This is a genomic window from Acinetobacter sp. Ac_5812 (genome assembly GCF_013072695.1).
In the GTDB taxonomy this organism is placed as follows: domain Bacteria; phylum Pseudomonadota; class Gammaproteobacteria; order Pseudomonadales; family Moraxellaceae; genus Acinetobacter.
Genome location: NZ_LXUK01000022.1, coordinates 638,455 through 658,100 on the forward strand (window position 1 = coordinate 638,455; position 19,646 = coordinate 658,100).

Consider the following 19,646-nt stretch of genomic DNA (forward strand, 5'->3'; position numbering starts at 1 on the left):
CTAACCTAGTTCAATTTGCTGATAAGAATACAGTAATCCCTGTAAAATCTGTGCCTTGTAATAGCCAAAAGTCAGTTTTTTGACCTGAATCTTCATGGTTTTTAACGAAAGTTGTTGTATCCGCTGCAATACCATATCACTCAGCCAAGCTTCACGATACAGACCTAAAGTAATATGCGGACAATATTCAAGTGCAGCAACCTCTCCCGATACATAAGCAAATTGCTGACGAATTTGGGCCAGTACGCCCTGATGATCTTGAATCTGTAGGAACAAGGCACTGCTAAAGCTGTCAATTTGTGCGATTTCCAACTCAAAAGCTGTGAGCTGTAATGCTTTGATCCGTTTGATCTGTTGCTGTAATTGTTGAATCTGAAAATCATCGTCGTATTGCTTTTCCGTGGGCTGCAAAAAGCCGCAAACAAATAAGGTAATGTGATATTGGCGTTGCTGTGCAGGAAGCAATAGATTTGAAAATTGTGCTTGAATTTTATCTAAATATTGAATCAATTCAGGTTGATCAATCTCAATATACCAAAGCCCATAATCTGAACGACCTTTGTGCCATTCAGGATAATCGCGTATTTCGGTCGCAATCAACTGGGTATCTGCTTGTAATAACACAACTTCAGCATTCTGTTTAAGGTTGTGTTATTCAAACATAAACCCAGATCAAAGTTAAGGTACATTCACCGTGAGCACTGATGTTTATGCCGTTAGAGGTTTCAACTCCTCCAACTGTGACATGAATGCATTGTCATTGAGTTCCGCCTGAATCCCGTGATAGAGCTGGTTTAATAAGGCTTTTTTCTGATTTTCAGTGATGTCCATATGCTCAATATTGGTCTGCACATGTTTTACAATCTTAATCTCATCCAGCCCAAGCCTTTTCAAGGCATAGGCATAGCCATAAATTGCACCTTGTATCAGCTTTTGATAAGGAAGCTGGTGTTGCACCTGACATTCTAAACTGCCTAATACGCGCTCATTCAGATTGAGTTTTCTAAGCGGATCACGAGCTACACGTTCACAAGGATCTTTATAGGCCGCTCGGCAAGAATGCAGGAAACTTTCCGCCATACGGTCCAGTTCTTTGGCTTGATTGGGAATCATATTGGCTAGACCCAATTTAACTTCGTTAACCACCTGCTCTGCATATTTCATGATTTTTGGATCCGCCATAGCAATACCAATGGTGTCATGTCCAAGTGCACTAGCATACCACGCTAACATGGCATGACAGCCATTCCATAGACGGTTCTTAATGATTTGAATCTCAGAAATCTGATCCACTAAAATCATTTGACGCATTTTGCTTAATAACGGACTGCGATTTTCCACATAAATCGGCATATCCATTTCACTATGGAACAGGATCAGATCCATATTTTGTAGGAATTGCCCTGTTTGAAACTGTCCGCGCATATCCTCTAAACAATGTGTGATCTGCTGTTCCTGCTTTTCAGTCAGCGCAGTTTCATCTGACAACTCAATCGTTTCTGGATTGAGGTCATTTTGATATTGTTTGAACAGGTTATGCTTAATATTGAGCTGACGATATAGGGCCTGATCGGTAAGCTTGGATACCATTCGATTGACCACGGTATCGCAGAAATAATGTTCACTTAAAATATGTTCGGCAATATCCTCATCTGTCAATTCCAATAAAGCTTCACGGATATGTTTCAAGACCAAATATTTTGCGCAGACTTTATTTAAAATAATCAAAAAAGTAATCGGCTCATTGTTGTCTGCATCTGCTGACATGAAACGAGCCAATAATCCCTTCGCAATCGTTTTCGCCTCAGACTCAATCGCTTGTTCTGGTAAGCACAGTGCGATCAGGCTAGATTGCATATACATTTCTAACATCTGCTGTTCATTGTCAGCATCAATCACTGTGAGATTATCAATACGCTCATCATAAGAAGACTGGCCATAGCGAATGCTATAGCTGCCAAAACTGTTCACTGATTCTAAATATAAGCGATTCCGAGTTGAAGCCAAAATACGTTTTGGGCGTGTGTAACCATCCCAATAGGACAGGATCTGTGCCACATATCCCCCACCAATTGCACCAAAGCCATGGATCCCAACAGTCAATTGATTACAACTTTGCGGAAATAATTCTTGTAATTGTGGCATGCCCATTTCAGGAATATATTGATCCAAAGCATTCAGACACTCATACATGTCCTGATAATAGAAATTTGCTTTAGAAAGCATATGATCATTGGGTTCTTTAATATCTTTAAATAAAATCGTGATACCGCCGGCATCATAGGCTGAACAAATCCCATTTTCCGAATCTTCAAACATTAGACATTGTTGTGGTTGTAGATTTAGTTTTTGTGCCGCTTTTAAAAAGATTTCTGGATGTGGTTTACCCTTTTCAACTTCATCCCCACAAACCAATAGATCAAAAAATTTATAAACATTGGCATTAATTAAATATTCTTCTGCAATCGCACGACGACTTGAGGTCGCAACAGCCATTTTTAAACCTGATTTTCTTAAGCGTTCCAGAACTTGAATCAGTCCTTTTTTTATCGGTACCCCATTTTTACGCACAGACTCTAATTCAACCTCATCCGCACGTTTACGAATGGCAGTATAAGGAACATCTGTACCATAAAACTTTTGTGCTAGCTGCTCCGATGCTTTCGCACTTAAGCCGAGACACTGCATCAAATATTCATCTGAAAATTCCTGTCCAATCAGCTCTTGTGATGCCTGTCTCAATGTTTGGAAGCGCAAACGCTCGGTATCAAACATTGTTCCATCCATGTCAAAAAGCGCTCCTTGAACAGGATAATCATGAAAAATAAGCATCTTTACTCCTTTATCTATCTTGTTATGACGTTTTATAGGGTACATAAAAAATCCAGTTAAAATCCAAAACGTCAATAAATGAAATAAATTTGATCAAAAAATAAACATAAAGGCGACTCATCATAGCAATATATAACTGAAACAGTCAGAATACTTGCATTATGAGGAAAATAATGAACGTTTTTTCACCTAAAAAATCATAGTTTGGTTGACGAAAATCAGAAAAATATTAAAAAACAGCTATTAAAATATACAAATATAATGTATCAAAAAAATATCCGTAGCGATGACGGATATTTTTTTGATATCAATTAGTTAATAGTTAAAAGTATAGCTTAGACCATAGGTACGACCTTCAGCTGGAATCGCAAGTAATGGATTGCCATTTGATACTGCAGCTTGTTGTGCGAATACAGTATTGTATTGAAGGCCCCAAACATTATATACACCAAAATCTACGCGGCCTTTCCAGGCAGGAACATGTCCTAATACATCCATAGTCGCATAGCCTTTAATTTTTGCTGCACTATTCGCATCTGCTTTAACAGCAGCTTGGAATGCGGCATCTTGGCTTGCATTCGCACGAGCAACAAGTTCACGATCATCATTATAAGCTTTGTTGCTTCCTTTGATTGCTTGCATCTGAACGCGAACACCATAACCTTCATTGTTGTCCCATTCAGCAAATAACGTTCCTTTGATTGGAGAAACTGCAAATGAATTGAGTTCATGCCATTGATTTGCTGCATCTTTATATTGACCACGAGTATATCCCAAAGTACCACCAACCTTGTAGCTGTCCATAAATGGATAACTTAGGGTTGCTTCTGCTCCATATACACGTTGATCAGTGTCTACAATTTTTGCTGCTCGGTTATTAAATTGTACCGTTTTATCAGAGGTATTATAAAAACCGGTTAAACCAAGATTGAGACCATCATCCTGATTTAAACGCCAACCTAACTCATAACTATTTACCGTAATCGGCTGAAGGTTTGATGTTGAAACCGTGTAGGTTGATACGTCACGGAGCATACGCTGTACATCTGGAAAGCTAAAACCTTGAGAAAAGTTAGCATAAACTTGTTGAGTATCATTGAGCTTATAAACCGCACCTAAATTAAATAGCGGTTTATCGTCATGTGTTGAATCTGCAGGGACTGTTACAGACTCACGACTTGGAATATAAGCATCGGTATCTGCCTGAATATATTGATAGCGAATACCTGCTTGAATATTCAATTGGTCATTCACAGCAAAGTCACCTTGTACAAAGGTGCCAATATTTTGAATTTCGGTGTTAGGACCGTATCCTTTGCGTACACCAGTTGGCGTATAAACTAAATATGGGTATTTCGTCGCCAAGATATCAATATACTGCTCGTCTTTTTCCCAATCATAGTCGAGGCCATAGGTCAGTTTTAGCTCTCTATCTGCAATATTAAAGTCTGACTGCATGGTTGATCGTAAACCCGCAACTTTAACTTCTGATTGAGATTGATTCACTGAAGTTACAGCTTTGGTTGTTAAACCATAAGGGAAAAATCTTGCTTTCTCATTACGGTAGTAAGCTTCAACATTGAGCACTTGACCTAAAAAATCTTGATTTTGGTACTGCGAATTTACTGCATAACGTTCAGTAAATAGATGATCACTCAATTTCAAGCCTTTAATTGCTTTATAGCTTGGGGCTCCCATGTCATTACTTGTCCCCGTTGTCGGTAAGTATGAATAATCAGGGCCGTAATCTGTATCTTGTTTGTCTTTATAATATTGTGCGCCAAAGCTTAGGCTTTGTTTATCTGTTAGATTGAAATTCAAACGTCCATTTACATCGAGGGTATCCGTATCCATGGTGCTACCTTGCCAAGGACTTAAAGAAATTCGATCCCCATTCCCATCAAACTGAGAACCACGACTGGTAAAGTTTGCGCCTAAAAAACCATCCACATTGCCTTGACTAAAGGAAACCGATTGCCCGACTTCATATGCTAAACCATCACCTCTAAATGTATCCGAAGAAGTAATCCCAACTTTAGATTCAAAGCTCAACGGTTTTGAGGTGTCCGCACGTTTGGTAATAATATTAATAATACCACCCGTTGCGCCAGAGCCATAAATACTGGTCGCCCCTGAGATAATCTCAATACGCTCAATCATGCTTGGACTAATACTATTTAGCTGACGCGAAACATCTCGTGAACCTGTTTGTGAAACACCATCAATCATTACCAAAACATTGCGCCCACGCATGGTTTGACCATAATTACTGGTATTACCGCTGCTTGGTGCGAGTGATGGGACAAGTTGTGCCAGTACATCTGCAACTTTTCGCCCTGCTATGGCTTGCTGTGCAATCTGTGCTTGGTCAATGGTCTGTACTGTCCCTGCAATTTCTGCAATATTTTTCGGCGTACGGGTTGCAGTCACAACAATTTTTTCTAACTGTGCGACAGGTTTCTGTGATGACTCAACTACAGCAGCATTTTCTGCATTCGCATGTTGTACAAACATTGCCATAACAGCAAGATAACATGGTGTCATTTTAAACAGGGCTGGTTTTGCCCTAAACTCATTATTGGCTGTCATTTTCTCTTTTCTCCAAAACCCGAATATCACTCAAAAAACATCCAAAAGGCAGGCTATAATACTAAATAAAAATAATAATGAGAATCATTTTAAACAAGATGCCTTATCTATATTCATTTCGTTAAGTTGTTAATATCACCACCCTATTAAATCTATTTAAGTGGTTGCATCAATCTTATAAACAACAAACCTTTTGCATCACAATGATCAGCCAAGCATGAATAAAACGTTAAGTTAAATAGCGGTATTTGCCCAACAAATACGAAAATAGACATTATTGACTCATCTACTCGACTAAAAGATACTTTTGCTGTTGGCGTATAAAAAACCAGCAAAAGTACAATCCAATGAATAACATTAAAAATAAGAGTAAATAAAATGGAAAATGAGTGTTAAAACGGTACAGGAATGTACTCAGTAAGGGACCAACAATTAAACCCAATGCCTGTGTTGCCGTACAAAAACTTGCCATTTTAACTTGCGATTGTTGTGATACGGCCTGAGCAGCGCCTGTGGTAAATGCTGGTAATAAACATGCCACAGAAACCCCATAAAAAATATAACTGGCCTGAAATACAAAAATTGTAGGTGCATAGAGTGAAAGTAATAAGCCAAAACACATTGTGACTAAACCAATAATCACTAAACTATTTAATTTAAGATGTAAGACTTTCACAATTAAAAGCTGCGTCAGTACCAGACAGACTCCAACCACTAACATACATTGAGAGAAATAAATCGCACTTTGTTGGCTACTGAGATAAAACCGATCCTGAATATAAAAACCAGCCGTCATGTTCAAGGTCACAATCGCAACATATGTCGCAAAACCAAGAACTAACCAAATAAAACTTTGTTTGAGAATCGACTCATGCTCGGTGGTACTCTTTTCTTCTTGTTCAAGCTTCGAGCTATCAGTTTGGCTTTTTGGGATTTCACTAAATAGGATGCTAAGCGCAATACTCACCAAACCCAGTAAAGCCACTGCAATCCACATCGGAAAAAGTAAACCGCCAAACAATAAAACAGAGGTTGCAAATGGACCTACAATCATGCCAAAACTATTCATTGCGCCAAACATAGCCATCTGTTTGCTACGATCAGCGGCTTCACTCGCATGTGTCATTACATAGCTTTGCAGACCAATTTGTGGCAAAGCCATAAAAATGCCTGTAGAAGCACGACTCAGTACCAGCAAAATAAAAATCACTAGTGTCGGTAAAATGGCCTTTGTTCCAAAATACAAAATTAGGGTAAAAATAGCCCAAGTAAAAGTCATTCCCCAAAAACCATAATTGACGAGTTGCTTAGGAGACTGATTGCTTTTGTTTTTCGCAATCCAAATCGATGCTAATGCCATACAGATTGCCCCTGCTGAAACAATTACACCACCTTGAAATTCAGATAAATGTAATTGACGAGTCAGTGGAGCCAATAAAGGGAGAATCATGGAAAAACAAGTTCCATTGATCAAAGCAGCTAAAGCTAAAAATTTTAGATTATTGTTCATCATCAAAATCATCAAAAGAAAAGGCATCTAAACAGATGCCTTTTTGATTAGATTAGTATTTGAGGGTATAGCTCAAACCATAAGTACGGCCTTGTGCAGGCAGGCTCGACATAGCGCCATAAACAGATTCCGCAGCTTGGCTAAATACAGTTTTATATTCCGTATTCCAAACGTTATAGACACCAAAGCCTACCGTTCCTGGACCAGCTTTCGCATTGGCGATCACATCCATTACGGCAAAACCTTTAATTTCGCTAGGCAGTTTGATATTTTTTCGACCTGCTGGATCTATATTTTTATAGTCTTGCATTTCTTTTGTCGCTTTATCAGTACCACTTACAGCAAGTGCTTGAACACGGAGACCAAAGCCGTCTGTAAATTGCCAATCCGTATAGAGTGTACCTTTTAAAGGAGAAATACGGGTGCTATCTAACTCTTGCCATTTTCCATCTGAATTTTTAAATTGCCCACGTGTATAAGCGACTGTACCTCCTAATGACATACTCTCAGTTACTGGATAATTAACATTTGCTTCAGCACCATAAATACGCTCATCAGTATCCACAACATCAATGTTGTATGCTGGGGCACTATTAAAGCGTACAACTTTATCTGAAGTATTATAAAAAGCAGTTACACTTGTATTTAGACCGCTATCACCTTGCAAACGCCAACCTAATTCATAGTTATTGACCTTGATCGGATCAATATTATTACTATTTACAACGAAATTAGCTGGAACGTCACGAAGCATACGTTGCACATCAGGAATGCTAAAACCCTGTGAGAAGTTAGCAAAAACTTGTTGAGCATCATTTAAATGATAAACTGCACCTAAGTTAAATAATGTCGCATCATGTTTAACCTTACCTCCTGCCAATGCTTTTGCGGTATATGGATATTTTAAGTCGTTTGTCAAAATGTCAGCAGGAATAGATTCACGATAAGGCGTGGAATCAGACACCTTACTGTCTATTCGCTCATGGCGAATACCAGCTTGAACATTCAATCGATCTGATACTTCATAATGCCCCTGTAAAAAGGCACCTAATTTTTTAATTTCTGTGTCTGGTCCAAATTGATATGTTTTCTCTGGTTCAAAATTCAGACCATTACTTGCATAAAACTGATCAAAGCTAAATCGACGCGCAGAGGCTTTATCCTTTTCATTTTCATAATCTACGCCGTAAATTAAGCCTAACTTACGATTTGAAATCTCAAAATCTTTTTGTAAGGCAGTACGTAAGCCCCAAACATCAATTTCTGATTCTGACTGTAAAACAGCATAGCCTAGACGAACAGCTTTTAAGAAATCAGGTGAACGTGGGTCAGCATAATTTGGATAAAGTTGTGCTAAGCCACCATTTAAAGTGCCATGTCCAAGTGGAGACACTGTTGGAAACCAACGCCCTTTTTCATTACGATAAAATGCTTCAACATTCAACTTTTGGCCCAATATATCTTGATTTTCATATTGGGTATTAATTGCATAACGCTTTGTTCTAGGCTGAGTATCTAATTGTAAACCTTTGACCGCTTTTAAACTCGGGGTCACAGCCGTTGGAAATAATAAATTGGCTGCATTATAACCAGAAATTTGCCCGTAATCGGCGCCATAATCACTATCTTGTTCATCATTATAATATTGTGCGCCGATACTAATACTTTGCTTGTCAGTAAACTGCCAACCCAAGCGACCATTCACATCAATAGTTTCTGTATCTTGACGGTCAGTCTGTGCGACTTCAGGCCCAATTCGGTCACCATGACTGTCTTGAATCTCACCGCGTTTGGTATAGCTTGCCCCAAGAAAACCATTCCAGTCCCCTTGTTTAAAAGCAGCAGATTGATACACCTCATAAGCCAAGGCATCATTTTTAAAGTTATCGCCAGAAGTTACACCAAGTTTTGATTCAAAATGAACGCCGTCGGTCGACCCTTTTTTAGTAATAATATTGATGATCCCGCCTGTTGCACCAGAACCATAAATACTACTTGCCCCCGAGACCACTTCAACACGCTCAATCATATCTGGGCTAATACTATTTAATTGACGTGAACTATCACGCGAACCCGTTTGTGGTACGCCATCAATCATGTATTGAACTGTACGACCGCGCATGGTCATACCATAGTTACTGGTTGTACCAGAACTTGGTGTTAACGATGGAACTAATAAACCTAAAATATCTGCTGTGCTTTTACCCGCAGCAGCTTGTTTTGCAATATCTTCTTGTTCAATGCGATACACAGTACCTGCAATTTCAGCAATACTTTGTGCTGAACGCGATGCTGTCACTACGATAGGTGCAAGTTGTGTTGGTTTCTGACTTGTTACAGCAGCAGTCGTTTGAACAGATGCATCTGTTTCAACTGTTTGAGCATATAGCTGAGTACTGATTGCTAAGCTTAACAGCGTTAATGATGTTGAAAGTGAACGTACTTTCATAAATTACCCCTAGGTGAGTTGTTCCGTTTGTTTTGCTTTATGGATTAACACTTGGCTGAGCAAAACGCTCAACACAGATGCTGCCGCTAAAATGAGATAGAAATTTCCATAACCAAAGGCTTTGGCCAAGAAACCAGACATTGCACCGCCAATGAAATAAACCAGCAGCTCAAAACAGACCAAAATGGTAAAGTCCGTTCCCGCTTGTTCCTTAGAGCTGGTATGCATGAAGTGAGCATATAAAGCGGTCATGGCGATATAGCGAATCGCCAAAATAATCACAACAAATAGCCCCAATAACATATGCCATTGGTTAAACCAACTAAGTAAAACGGCTACGCCAAGTAACAGATAGACCAAACTGCGTGCCCAACCAGCCCAAATCAGCAATTGTGTTGCTGCAATTTTTTTTAACAGGAATGCGGCTGTTACTGCGGCCAATAAACCAATGCCCGCGCCAATCACAGACATCAGTACACCAATCTCTGCCAATGACCATTTTTGATCAATCAACATCGGATTTAGCATGGCCATTGCTGGCGCTTCGACTACGCGATAACACACGATCAAAGCCAAAGCCCATAACATTTCTGGACGCTTAAAGGCACGAATCAAACTCGGCGCTTGTTTGGCAATTTTTTCTGTATTCGATTTTTCTTTGATTTGAAACACCGCCAACATGGTCAGTGCTGTCATAGCAGCTAAACACATCAGTGCGGTTTGCCAACCATACAATTGATAAAGCCACAAAGTTGCAGCACCACCAATCATACTGCCCAGTGCCACACCCATACTTTGCGCCATACTGCCTAGGCGATATTCGGATTCAGAAAAGGTTTCAACGGTATAACCATCAATCGCAATATCTTGAGTTGCGGCAAAGGTTGAAATCCATAAACCGACAATGACAAAGATACTTAGACCATAATCGAATTGAGTCAAAGCCAAGGCAACGACACCTAATACCAAGGCAATTTGAGTAAATAAAAGCCAAGTCTTACGTTTACCGAGCGCCTTAAAATAAAAACGATCAATTAAGGGCGCCCAAAAAAACTTAAATGCCCATGGGATATACAGCAATGACAACATGCCAATCCAGCGTAGATCGACCCCTTGATGACGTAAAATCGCAGGTAAGGCAACATTGTAAAAATACAGCGGTAATGCATGTGCAAGGTACAACACCACCACTACAGATAGACTCAGTGCAGAGACTGTTTTGATTGGAAAATCTTGGTCAGGTTTTATTTGTTGATTCATAAATACCTCTGCATCGCCCATTGCACGGCATCGGTCTTTTCTAAACTGACAAAATAAGGAACATGCCAGGCTTTTTGCAAAGCTGGCGTGTCTAATCGAATACGATCTGCTTCATCTTGGGCAATGCGAGCAAGGCCTAAACAATATTGATAAAAATCTTGTTTATATTGTTTGTACCATTTCCCCTGAATCACCCGATATTCTTCAGGAAATTCAGTGTTCGGCTCGGTTTGCATAATCAGCACAAAACTTCTTTTTTGTTCGAAATATTGTTGAATATGCGTTAACCATTGCTCAAATTCGGCCACTGAGACATGCGCTGCAAAGCGCATGTCCAAGATGTACATCTCATTGATGGATAAGCTCATGTAACACTCAGTATTTTGGCTGGCTGATCAGCTAGCTGTTGTTGTGAGGTTTGGTAATATTCACCAAACTTGTTATAAAAAGTTTCTCTAAAGCAGTAATACAGCATTGCCGTTTTTTCTGGCATCGGAATTAAACGTTGGGTTTCGTAGCAGAGTTCTGCGACCACAGCCGCATAGGGTTTAACCGTATGGTCTGGTTCACCCACGATTTTTTTCGCTTGCGAATGTTCAAAAATATAGAAACTCAGTAAGCGAATGGTTGGACGTAAAAAGCCTTTGCCAAACACGGATTTATCGCCAAATAGCAAATGCCAACCAAGATCATTGTCATCACCTTGGTAATAACGACCTAAACGATCACGCTTACCTTCATAGATTTCGGTATATCCCACATCTTTGCCATCCACGCCAACAATCAATAAACGTTGATGGTCATCTGCCAACATCTTGTCGAAGTAAACTTGTAGATCTAACTCAGATTTATTCAATTGCCATTGTGGAATGACATGCGGCTCATGCATCCATTGATGCAGCAAAGGAATATCTTGGGGATATTGCACTTGACGTAAGTAATACTGTGTTCCATCTTCGTGGTATTCAAAGTAGTCAGGTAATTGCTGAGAAATTGTTTTCATATCGAACCTTTATAAAATTTAGAAGAAGACTTAACCCGCTTTCGATTCATTTTGCTGAATCGACCATTCAGCCAATGTTTCAGGGCTGACTGGGTTCGGGATTGGATCGAGGAATACAGGTACTGGACGCTCTGCTTCATCGTTATAACTGGTGGTAAATAGGCGGACACGGTTCAAACAAATTTTGGTGTAGGTTGGGCGCAACATGGCAAACTTTTCAGCCCGTTCAGCCAACTCAGGATGTCGTTGGTTAAACGCAACAATGGTGTTGGAAATGCTCTGCCAGAAATCCTGTTCTGAATATTCTGGGTAATCTTGCAAGAACACATTACAGATATAGCGGTAATGCACCATGAATAGACCAGTGAAAATAAAATGACTTAAATCGGCAGCATCATGGCGCAGTAACAAATCACCTTCAGATGGCAATTGAGCCAACTCAGGGAAATCTTCATCCACCAAATTGATATCATCAATAAAGTCTTTTAAAACCAATGCTTTGGGTACGCCATTTTCATGTACCAACATGGTATTTTCGCCATGTGGTGAAAATGCCAATCCATAGCGATACAGACAAAGTAATAACGGACTTAAACACACTTGGGCAAACTGCGCCAACCATGCCAAAGGACTTAGGCCTGACGCTTGAATCAGTACGCTCAGAATTGATTGACCTGAAATATCCCGATGTAATAAGGCTGCTTGAGAAAGCACTTGTTGTGATGGATCAACATAGCGATCGACACTCTCACGCCATAAACAGCCAAATAACTCTTTAAATTGGTAAGGTGCACCTTCAATTCGGTCAAAACAGGGTTGATGAATGGTTAAGGTCGCCACTTCACCCAAGAAAACTACACCAGTCTTCTGCAGGTCTTGATCTTGCTGATGGATTTGCTTTAACCATCCAGTTACAGCTGGCGCAGCAAGATTACGTTTTGATGGTAGTCCACGATAAACAGCGGTATTGAAAATACTGACTGGCAGCTTAATGTAATGACGTTGTAGGTTTGATGTATTGCATAATGTGCGAATAGACTGCATTGGCACATAGCTGTCTTGGCTAATGTTGAGCTCAATGATTTTCTGGTCGACAATTTCATTGGCATAGGTTGGAACCAGCCATTGATGCCATTGCCAAGCATGTACAGGAATCAAAAAGTAATTTTGAGGGTCGAGATTTTTTTCTTTCAAAATTTGGATGAACTGTTGCAGCTCATTTGCATCAAACTCATGTTGATATAAACCACAAGCATCCCATTGTTCTGTACTGCGGAATTCTGCTAGATCACGATGTACAGCCAACCAGAGTACTTTGACTTCTGGTGAGAGTTCAGGTGCCGACGTCAGATAATCATCATAACCAAAGCCCATGCGGCCTTTACTCATAATCAACCAAGGGTGACCACGCAACATCCCTTCAACTTTATAATGTGGTTCAGTCAGTACTGCAGTGCTTGGTAGGCGTGCTTCATTAAACAGATGTGCTTCTGCCAACCAAGTATTATTCATTTCCTTAATCAAATACGCTTTGGTGAAAGGCTTTACATTAGAGCTGTCAGCCATTGCAACAATAAACTCATGTAAATTCCAGGCAGGTTGGTCACTCTGCTGACCCTTGCTTACATCACGTACCGAGGCGTCCTGAATATTCCAGTGCCCTAACAAATATTGATGGCCTTGAAACTCATACTGACGATTGCCCAGATCTAACTGATAACGTCCTGCGGATATGGCTTTCACTTCAATAATTTCTTCATATAGAAACTCTGCAATCGCCATTTCAATGAGACGCTGCCCAGCGGCACGCCATTGCTGCTGATTAATTTTTAAAGTTGCAAAGTTCATATCAATTTCTCATAAGTTGAATGTACAGAAGCGTTTTGTGCCCGTGTATTTGCACAGCGATTATTTGAATGTGCCGTAATCGTGTTCTGTTCTGTTTTCTTTAAAATAGAGTGGTTTTTGTTCACAACTTTTCCAGAAACAGCATCTTCTGGAAGCGCTTTGTCATCTACCATTTGGATTTTAGGATTTTGAGTGATTTCAAAATGCTGGAAGGTTTGCGCCTGCTGAGCAAGTTCATAAAGTGGCTCACCAAGCAATTGATTGATAATTGTCGCTGCACGATAAGCACCCAGCCCTAAGTCTGGTGTACCGACACCATGGCTATGCATTTCCTGATTTTGAACAAAAATATGGCCATTCAGATGATGTAAAACTCGATAGTCTGCTGTGATTTGCCAACGCTGTTTATGATCAAATTCAATATAAGGTTTCAGCAACTGCATAAAGTCAAAGTCAGGCGTAACGTAACCTGTTGCAGCAACTAGGAAATCACAATCTAAGTGGAAAGCCTGTGCCGTGGCACGATGTTGGAAATGCAGTCGAATTTTTTGCGTATCTAATACTTCTGCATCTTTCAAATCACATTGGCTATGTAAATGTGTCTGCAAACTTTTACCCGCAATGCTACGGTGATACAATTTTTGATAGATTTCACGGATGGTCTTTGCACTAATGCCCTTGTATAACAAAGACTGCTGCTGCAATTGCTGTTCTTTCTTCTCAGTTGGTAAAGTATAAAAATGCTGTGCATAATCTGGGCTAAAATGTTCCAGTCCCAATGGTGCATATTCCATTGGGAAGAAGCCCTGAGAACGCGTAAACCAGTGTAGGTCGAACTGATGATTGGCTGTATCTTGCTGCTCATCAAACAGATCAATAAAGACTTCGGCAGCAGATTGCCCTGAACCAAGTACCACCACATCGCCGTGTAAATCTGTATCGGCATGCGTCATATATTGCGCAGAATGCAGACATTTTTGTGGTTGCTGTTGCTGTACTTTGGTCAAACATTCAGGCAAGTGAGGCACATTACCGCTTCCGATGACCAGATGACGGCATAAATAACTGTGCTGAACACCTTCCGATTCCACCACAACTTTAAAGCCAATGGTTTGAGGTTCAATCTTCAAAACACGAGATTGGTATTCAATACAATCCAGTTGCTCTGCAACCCATTGGCAATAGTGGTTATATTCACAGCGTGGAATATGCGGCTGTTCTAAAAAGTAAAACTTATATAAACGCTGCTGATGACGCAGATAATTCAAGAAGCTGAATGGACTGGTTGGATCAACCATTGACACCAGATCCGCCATAAACGGCACTTGCAATATCGTATTGGGCAACTGCATTCCCGCATGCCAGTCAAACTGAGCTTTCTGCTCGAAAATTGCATAGTTCAGTGTGCTTTTATTATGTAGCAGGCTGGCCAGACTCAGATTAAATGGCCCTAGACCAATTCCAATAAAATCAAGCATAACTGACATCCTTCTGTGAAATACGCAGCGGATTTGGCAGTTGCACATAGACAGATTGATTTTCAACTGGTGCGATGAGCTCATCTAACTCATGCAAACGTGTGAGCAAATTACCTTTATAAGGCAGTGTTGAATTAAACAATAATCCCTGCAACAAGGTACTGTCTGGATATTGCTGCAATTGCTCCTGCAAGAAACTTGTTAAATGTTCGAGCAATTCATCTTCAGTAATATAGCCTGTTGCGCCAATGGCATTGATAATGCCAAACAAGGTATTACCAAAGAAATAATAACTAAAACGTTCATCCACGAAATCTTTAGGGCCAACGGCAAATGCTTTTTCTTTCAGTTCAGGCAGTGCTTGCAGAATTTCGGTTGCAAACTCTTCAATATAATAAAAACCTTGGTTATCACGTAACCATAAGGTTTTAGGGAAATGATTCTCTAACTCCAACAGCACATTCTGCTGATGTGACTCAAAAGCCATGCCATAACGATGGTATAGATACATCAACGGTTGCAAACTGACTTCAAGGAAGCGGTTAAACCAATCCAGAGCAATTTCTGAAAAATCGGTTTCATGATGTGCTTTTGCAATTTTTGCGAATAAAGCATTAAAACGATTTAAAGGCTTATCTGGATGATCCTGACATAAGGATGCAATACATGTGACTTGCTGATGCGGATGGAATGGCTGATCGCGGAAAATACAGATACTTTCATTCACCACTTCATCATCAATTTTTAAAGCAATCCATGCTGGATCATTCACCGCTTTTAAGCTTGGGCATTGCTTTAAAATATTCTGACCAAATTCACTGTGCCATAGACGATGCGTAAGTTCACCACGGTGGCATTCTTTAGCCAAATTTACCCGAATAGAGTTGGTGATCATCACCGAAAGTGATGGTTTTACCATCCACGGCGCATTAAAACTCGCCAGTGTTCGGATTGAAGTGGTTGGAGAAAATTGCCAGCCTCGTAAGCCTACATCAATTAACTGCCCCGTTTGTTTTAAACGTTCAAACCAAGGCTTACTTTGCAAATAACGGGCTTGCCAAGGATGTAATGGGAGTAATTTATATTCGGTGTGGGTTTTTAAGAGATTAAGATCATTTTCAGACAGATACCACTGTAGCGCTGTTTTTAATTGAGCTGAAATGTTTTCATCCGTGGCACAACCTTCGGAAATATAGTCCTGATGCACCAGCCAATAATGTAGTTGTGTCTTGCCTTTGTGTTCAGGTGAAAACTTTAACCAGTCTTCATGTACAAAACCTGTTCTACTTTTAGGCGCTGGATGCATGCTATGCCCTAGAATCAGTGCCTGTTCGGTTTCAATAAAATTCTGGCCGGCTTTTACCAAATCGTCGAAATCAGCTTCTCGCTGCGCTAAAAACTGTTGCAATGCATCACGGCTCTGAATCCACTTCTCCAGCAAAGAAGCTGCATCTAATGGAATAGAGGACTCAAAAACCAATTCTTCAAGCAATAACCCGACGATTGCAACTGAACTGAATGTCTTGATTTGACCATGAATAATAATTTGTGGAAGATCTGCTAAGCGATGTCGCCCGACTCGACTGACATAAGATAGAGGAAAATTACATTGCGCTTGAATAGAATGGATAGGGATTGATAACAGCGTCAAACCTTGGCTAAACGCTTGTTGTTGTGGACTTTGCTGACTGTTATCTAGCAAGTGACCTTTGCCAGTTTCTTGCGTATATGCATTGACGAAATGTTGCATCGCCAACCGATTGGCAAGTGATTGCATCTGACGGTATCCTCTTTCAAGAGAGTTAATTTGTTTTTCGAAATGTTTTAGGCCTGAAACATATCTTAAGCACAAGGGAGTTTGCGATTAAGATGGAACTAATGATAATTATTATCATTTACTATTTCAATTCCATAAAAGAACCTGAAATAAATGATATAAGCTATTGAATTAAATTGTTTTAAATATTGATTTAGCTTAATAAAGATACAAAAAGATAATAATAATTCTCATTAAATAAAATGATAATTTTTGTATTGGCAATAGCTTTTATAGATTTAGAAAAACATAGAAATAACAGTATCTTAATAATTACATTGTCTACAGCTTTTATTTTATTTGTCTAAAAGATCAAAGAATCCTGCACCAAGCAATGCTGCTAAATCCTGCGGGTCAACACCAATGTCCAGCCCTCTTTTCCCACCACTGACATAAATTTTATCAAACGCTTTCGCCGTCGCATCAATAACGGTCTTAAGACGTTTCTTTTGTCCTAATGGGCTAATCCCCCCTACCAGATAACCTGTTAGGCGCTCAGCATCTTTAGGATTGGCCATTTGTAGTTTCTTACAGCCTACTGCTGTCGCCACTTTTTTTAGATTGAGTTGGTGATTCACTGGTAGAACCGCAATGAAATAATTCTTTTCGTCGGTCACCATTAAGGTTTTAAAAACTTCTTCCACCTTTAAATTGAGTTTTTCTGCTGCTTCCAGTCCGAAACTTTTTGCATTTACATCATGTTCATACTCATGAATAGAAAATGATATTTTATTTTTTTCCAATAGTTTACAAGCAGGTGTCATAACAATTCAGTATTTTTGTCTAAGTTTAGCATTTAGATAAGTGTATCATTTTTAAATAAAGGTTTAAATTTGCTTAGGCTATTTTTGATATAAATCTATTCTTGATAAATGACCTCGCAACCTCATATATTGGGTAACGGTGAAATAAACAGGCTCAATGGTTCTATGAGTTATAAGCATAATAATTTGATGGCAATGCGTCAGAATTATTGGGATGATGAATCATCCAGCACAGTACAAGCTGAAAAACAATTTCTCAGAGAGATGCTTATTGAAGAAGGCATTTTCAGAGATGCGACTTTAGACGACACCAAGTATTTTTTCTTTACTCTGCCCAGTATTATTATTGTCAAAGCTTATGCGGTTGGCTTTCATCATAGTCAGGTTAAGCGAATGTTAGTGAAACATATCCATAGCAACAGAGCGGCTTTAATGCGAAAGTCTTCACTCAAAATTCAGTTTAAAATTTAGGACATATGTATAGTAAAGATCACGTAAATACGAAATTTTTACTTAGGCTATTTAAGAGTAGTTGCTCTTATTGCACAAATTTAGACTGATAATTCAAGAGATTGAACTATTTTAATACGTTCAAAAGCTGTAATATCCGCTACAATTCAAGTCTCGGCTTTCAACCCTCCGATTTCAGCATAGGACTTTTCTTTCATGTCAGATCAGAACGATAAGCTTAAGAATCTAAAAACCTCATCGGTGGATCGTCGCTTATCTATTGCAAAAGCTTCTTTACTTGCTGGAACACGTTGGGCGACTGCAAGTGCTACTTCCCTATTTTCTAGTGAAGAAGAAAAAGAGAAGAAACGTAAAAAAGCCATGGCTGAACAGGCGCACTATTTAGTTTCTGAAATTGGGAAATTAAAAGGTTCAATCGTCAAGATTGGGCAAATGATGGCGCTTTACGGCGAACATTTTTTACCTGAAGAAATCACACAAGCCTTAAATACACTCAACAACCAAACTGTTGCCTTGGCTTGGCCTGCAATTAAAACGCACTTACAAGATCAACTGGGCTCGAAACTCGATGAGCTGACGATTGATCATGAACCGATTGGAACAGCCTCACTTGCCCAAGTCCATCGTGCTACCCGTAAGTCTGATGGTTTAGAGTTAGTGCTGAAAATCCAGTATCCAGGTGTTGCTGAAGCCATTGATTCCGACATGAATCTGTTTAAGAACATGCTGAAGCTCACTCGCATGGTACCTCAAACCCGTGAGTTTGATCAGTGGTTTGATGAAGTCCGTGAAATGATGCATCGTGAAGTCGATTATGGCATTGAAGCGGCAACCACCCGTCGCTTTGCTGAGCGATTGAAAGATGATCCTCGTTATGTAGTGCCTGAAATCATTGAGGAGTTTTGCGCTGAGAAAGTGTTGTGCATGACCTTTGAGCGTGGCGTACCAGTCAATAGCCCAGTAATGCTTTCCCTCCCTCAAGAGCGTCGCAACCGATTAGGCGAAGCCTCTTTAGAAATCGCAGTGCGTGAACTATTTGAATGGGGTGAAATGCAGACTGACCCGAACTTTGGTAACTACTTGGTTCGTTTAGGCAACGGTGAGGATGTTAAAGATAAAATTGTGCTACTCGACTTTGGTGCAATTCGCCAATTTGATAACAATTTACTGACCGTAGCCCGCAATCTGATTCATGCAGGTTATGAGCATGATAAAAATGCCATGGTTAAAGGTATGACAGGCTATGAATTCTTTGATGCCATGCCTGAAAGTGTTAAACCTGGTATGGCGGATGTGTTCCTGATTGCAACAGAGGCATTTAGCTGCCCAAGCAACAATCCAGATATGCCTACAGGGATTATGGATGATCAAGATCGCTATGACTGGAAAAAGAGCCAACTGCATAATCGTGTAATGCAACAGGCTGGTCAATCGATGGCGTCACGCTATTTCTCGATTCCTCCAAAAGAATTTATGTTTATTAGTCGCAAATTCATTGGTGCTTATACCTTTATGACCGTGATTGAAGCAAAGACCAATGTACGTAAAATGATTCCGCAATTTGCTGAATAAGTAACTTATTCAATATTTAAAAGGCCTGCTCAACGCATTGGACAGGCCTTTTTT

Annotated in this window: 14 protein-coding genes; 2 read left to right on the forward strand and 12 right to left on the reverse strand. The window is 39.8% G+C overall.

The genetic code is table 11. The annotated features are described in order from the left end of the window. The 12 genes from A7P55_RS16500 to ybaK all read right to left on the reverse strand — a co-directional run bounded on the left by A7P55_RS16500 (nt 1) and on the right by ybaK (nt 17,549). Nucleotides 1-624, reverse strand: a complete 624-nt coding sequence (locus tag A7P55_RS16500; RefSeq protein WP_171552945.1) for a 2'-5' RNA ligase family protein — start codon at nt 622-624, stop codon at nt 1-3. Between the two features lie 84 nt (nt 625-708). Next, complete coding sequence (gene mtlD / locus A7P55_RS16505) at nt 709-2,832, reverse strand: bifunctional mannitol-1-phosphate dehydrogenase/phosphatase (protein WP_171552946.1); 2,124 nt, start codon at nt 2,830-2,832, stop codon at nt 709-711. Nucleotides 2,833-3,147: 315 nt separating this feature from the next. Continuing rightward, a complete protein-coding gene (locus tag A7P55_RS16510) occupies nt 3,148-5,421 on the reverse strand; it encodes a TonB-dependent receptor (RefSeq protein WP_171552947.1) in 2,274 nt (757 codons plus the stop codon). Between the two features lie 286 nt (nt 5,422-5,707). Further along, nucleotides 5,708-6,958: an MFS transporter gene (locus tag A7P55_RS16515; protein ID WP_289847049.1), complete on the reverse strand. Its 1,251-nt coding sequence runs from the start codon at nt 6,956-6,958 to the stop codon at nt 5,708-5,710. A gap of 25 nt (nt 6,959-6,983) precedes the next feature. Continuing rightward, entirely contained in the window at nt 6,984-9,380 is a 2,397-nt protein-coding gene (locus A7P55_RS16520; protein ID WP_065343874.1) for a TonB-dependent receptor, read from the reverse strand. 9 nt (nt 9,381-9,389) lie between these two features. Further along, on the reverse strand, nt 9,390-10,640 hold the full coding sequence (locus tag A7P55_RS16525; RefSeq protein WP_171552949.1) for an MFS transporter: 1,251 nt from the start codon (nt 10,638-10,640) through the stop codon (nt 9,390-9,392). After that, the gene (locus tag A7P55_RS16530; protein ID WP_171552950.1) at nt 10,637-11,008 is read right to left on the reverse strand and encodes a hypothetical protein; all 372 of its coding nucleotides are present in this window, start codon (nt 11,006-11,008) and stop codon (nt 10,637-10,639) included. Before A7P55_RS16530 ends, A7P55_RS16525 begins: the two co-directional genes overlap by 4 nt. Continuing rightward, a complete protein-coding gene (gene acbD, locus A7P55_RS16535; RefSeq protein ID WP_016540231.1) occupies nt 11,005-11,643 on the reverse strand; it encodes an acinetoferrin biosynthesis acetyltransferase AcbD in 639 nt (212 codons plus the stop codon). Before acbD ends, A7P55_RS16530 begins: the two co-directional genes overlap by 4 nt. A 30-nt stretch (nt 11,644-11,673) precedes the next feature. Beyond that, complete coding sequence (locus A7P55_RS16540) at nt 11,674-13,491, reverse strand: IucA/IucC family protein (RefSeq protein ID WP_171552951.1); 1,818 nt, start codon at nt 13,489-13,491, stop codon at nt 11,674-11,676. Then, nucleotides 13,488-14,969 (reverse strand): SidA/IucD/PvdA family monooxygenase, encoded by a 1,482-nt coding sequence (locus tag A7P55_RS16545; protein WP_171552952.1) that lies wholly within the window; start codon nt 14,967-14,969, stop codon nt 13,488-13,490. The genes A7P55_RS16540 and A7P55_RS16545 overlap by 4 nt, the downstream gene beginning before the upstream one ends. Next, nucleotides 14,962-16,746: an IucA/IucC family protein gene (locus tag A7P55_RS16550; protein ID WP_171552953.1), complete on the reverse strand. Its 1,785-nt coding sequence runs from the start codon at nt 16,744-16,746 to the stop codon at nt 14,962-14,964. Before A7P55_RS16550 ends, A7P55_RS16545 begins: the two co-directional genes overlap by 8 nt. A 335-nt stretch (nt 16,747-17,081) precedes the next feature. Further along, on the reverse strand, nt 17,082-17,549 hold the full coding sequence (ybaK, locus tag A7P55_RS16555) for a Cys-tRNA(Pro) deacylase (protein WP_171552954.1): 468 nt from the start codon (nt 17,547-17,549) through the stop codon (nt 17,082-17,084). Nucleotides 17,550-17,714: 165 nt separating this feature from the next. Between ybaK and A7P55_RS16560 the strand changes: the two genes are divergently transcribed. Together A7P55_RS16560 and A7P55_RS16565 are read left to right on the forward strand one after the other, a co-directional pair. Further along, nucleotides 17,715-18,020, forward strand: coding sequence for a hypothetical protein (locus A7P55_RS16560; protein ID WP_016540236.1), 306 nt, complete (start codon nt 17,715-17,717; stop codon nt 18,018-18,020). 195 nt (nt 18,021-18,215) lie between these two features. Then, nucleotides 18,216-19,592: an AarF/ABC1/UbiB kinase family protein gene (locus tag A7P55_RS16565; protein WP_171552955.1), complete on the forward strand. Its 1,377-nt coding sequence runs from the start codon at nt 18,216-18,218 to the stop codon at nt 19,590-19,592. Nucleotides 19,593-19,646 lie beyond the last annotated feature (54 nt).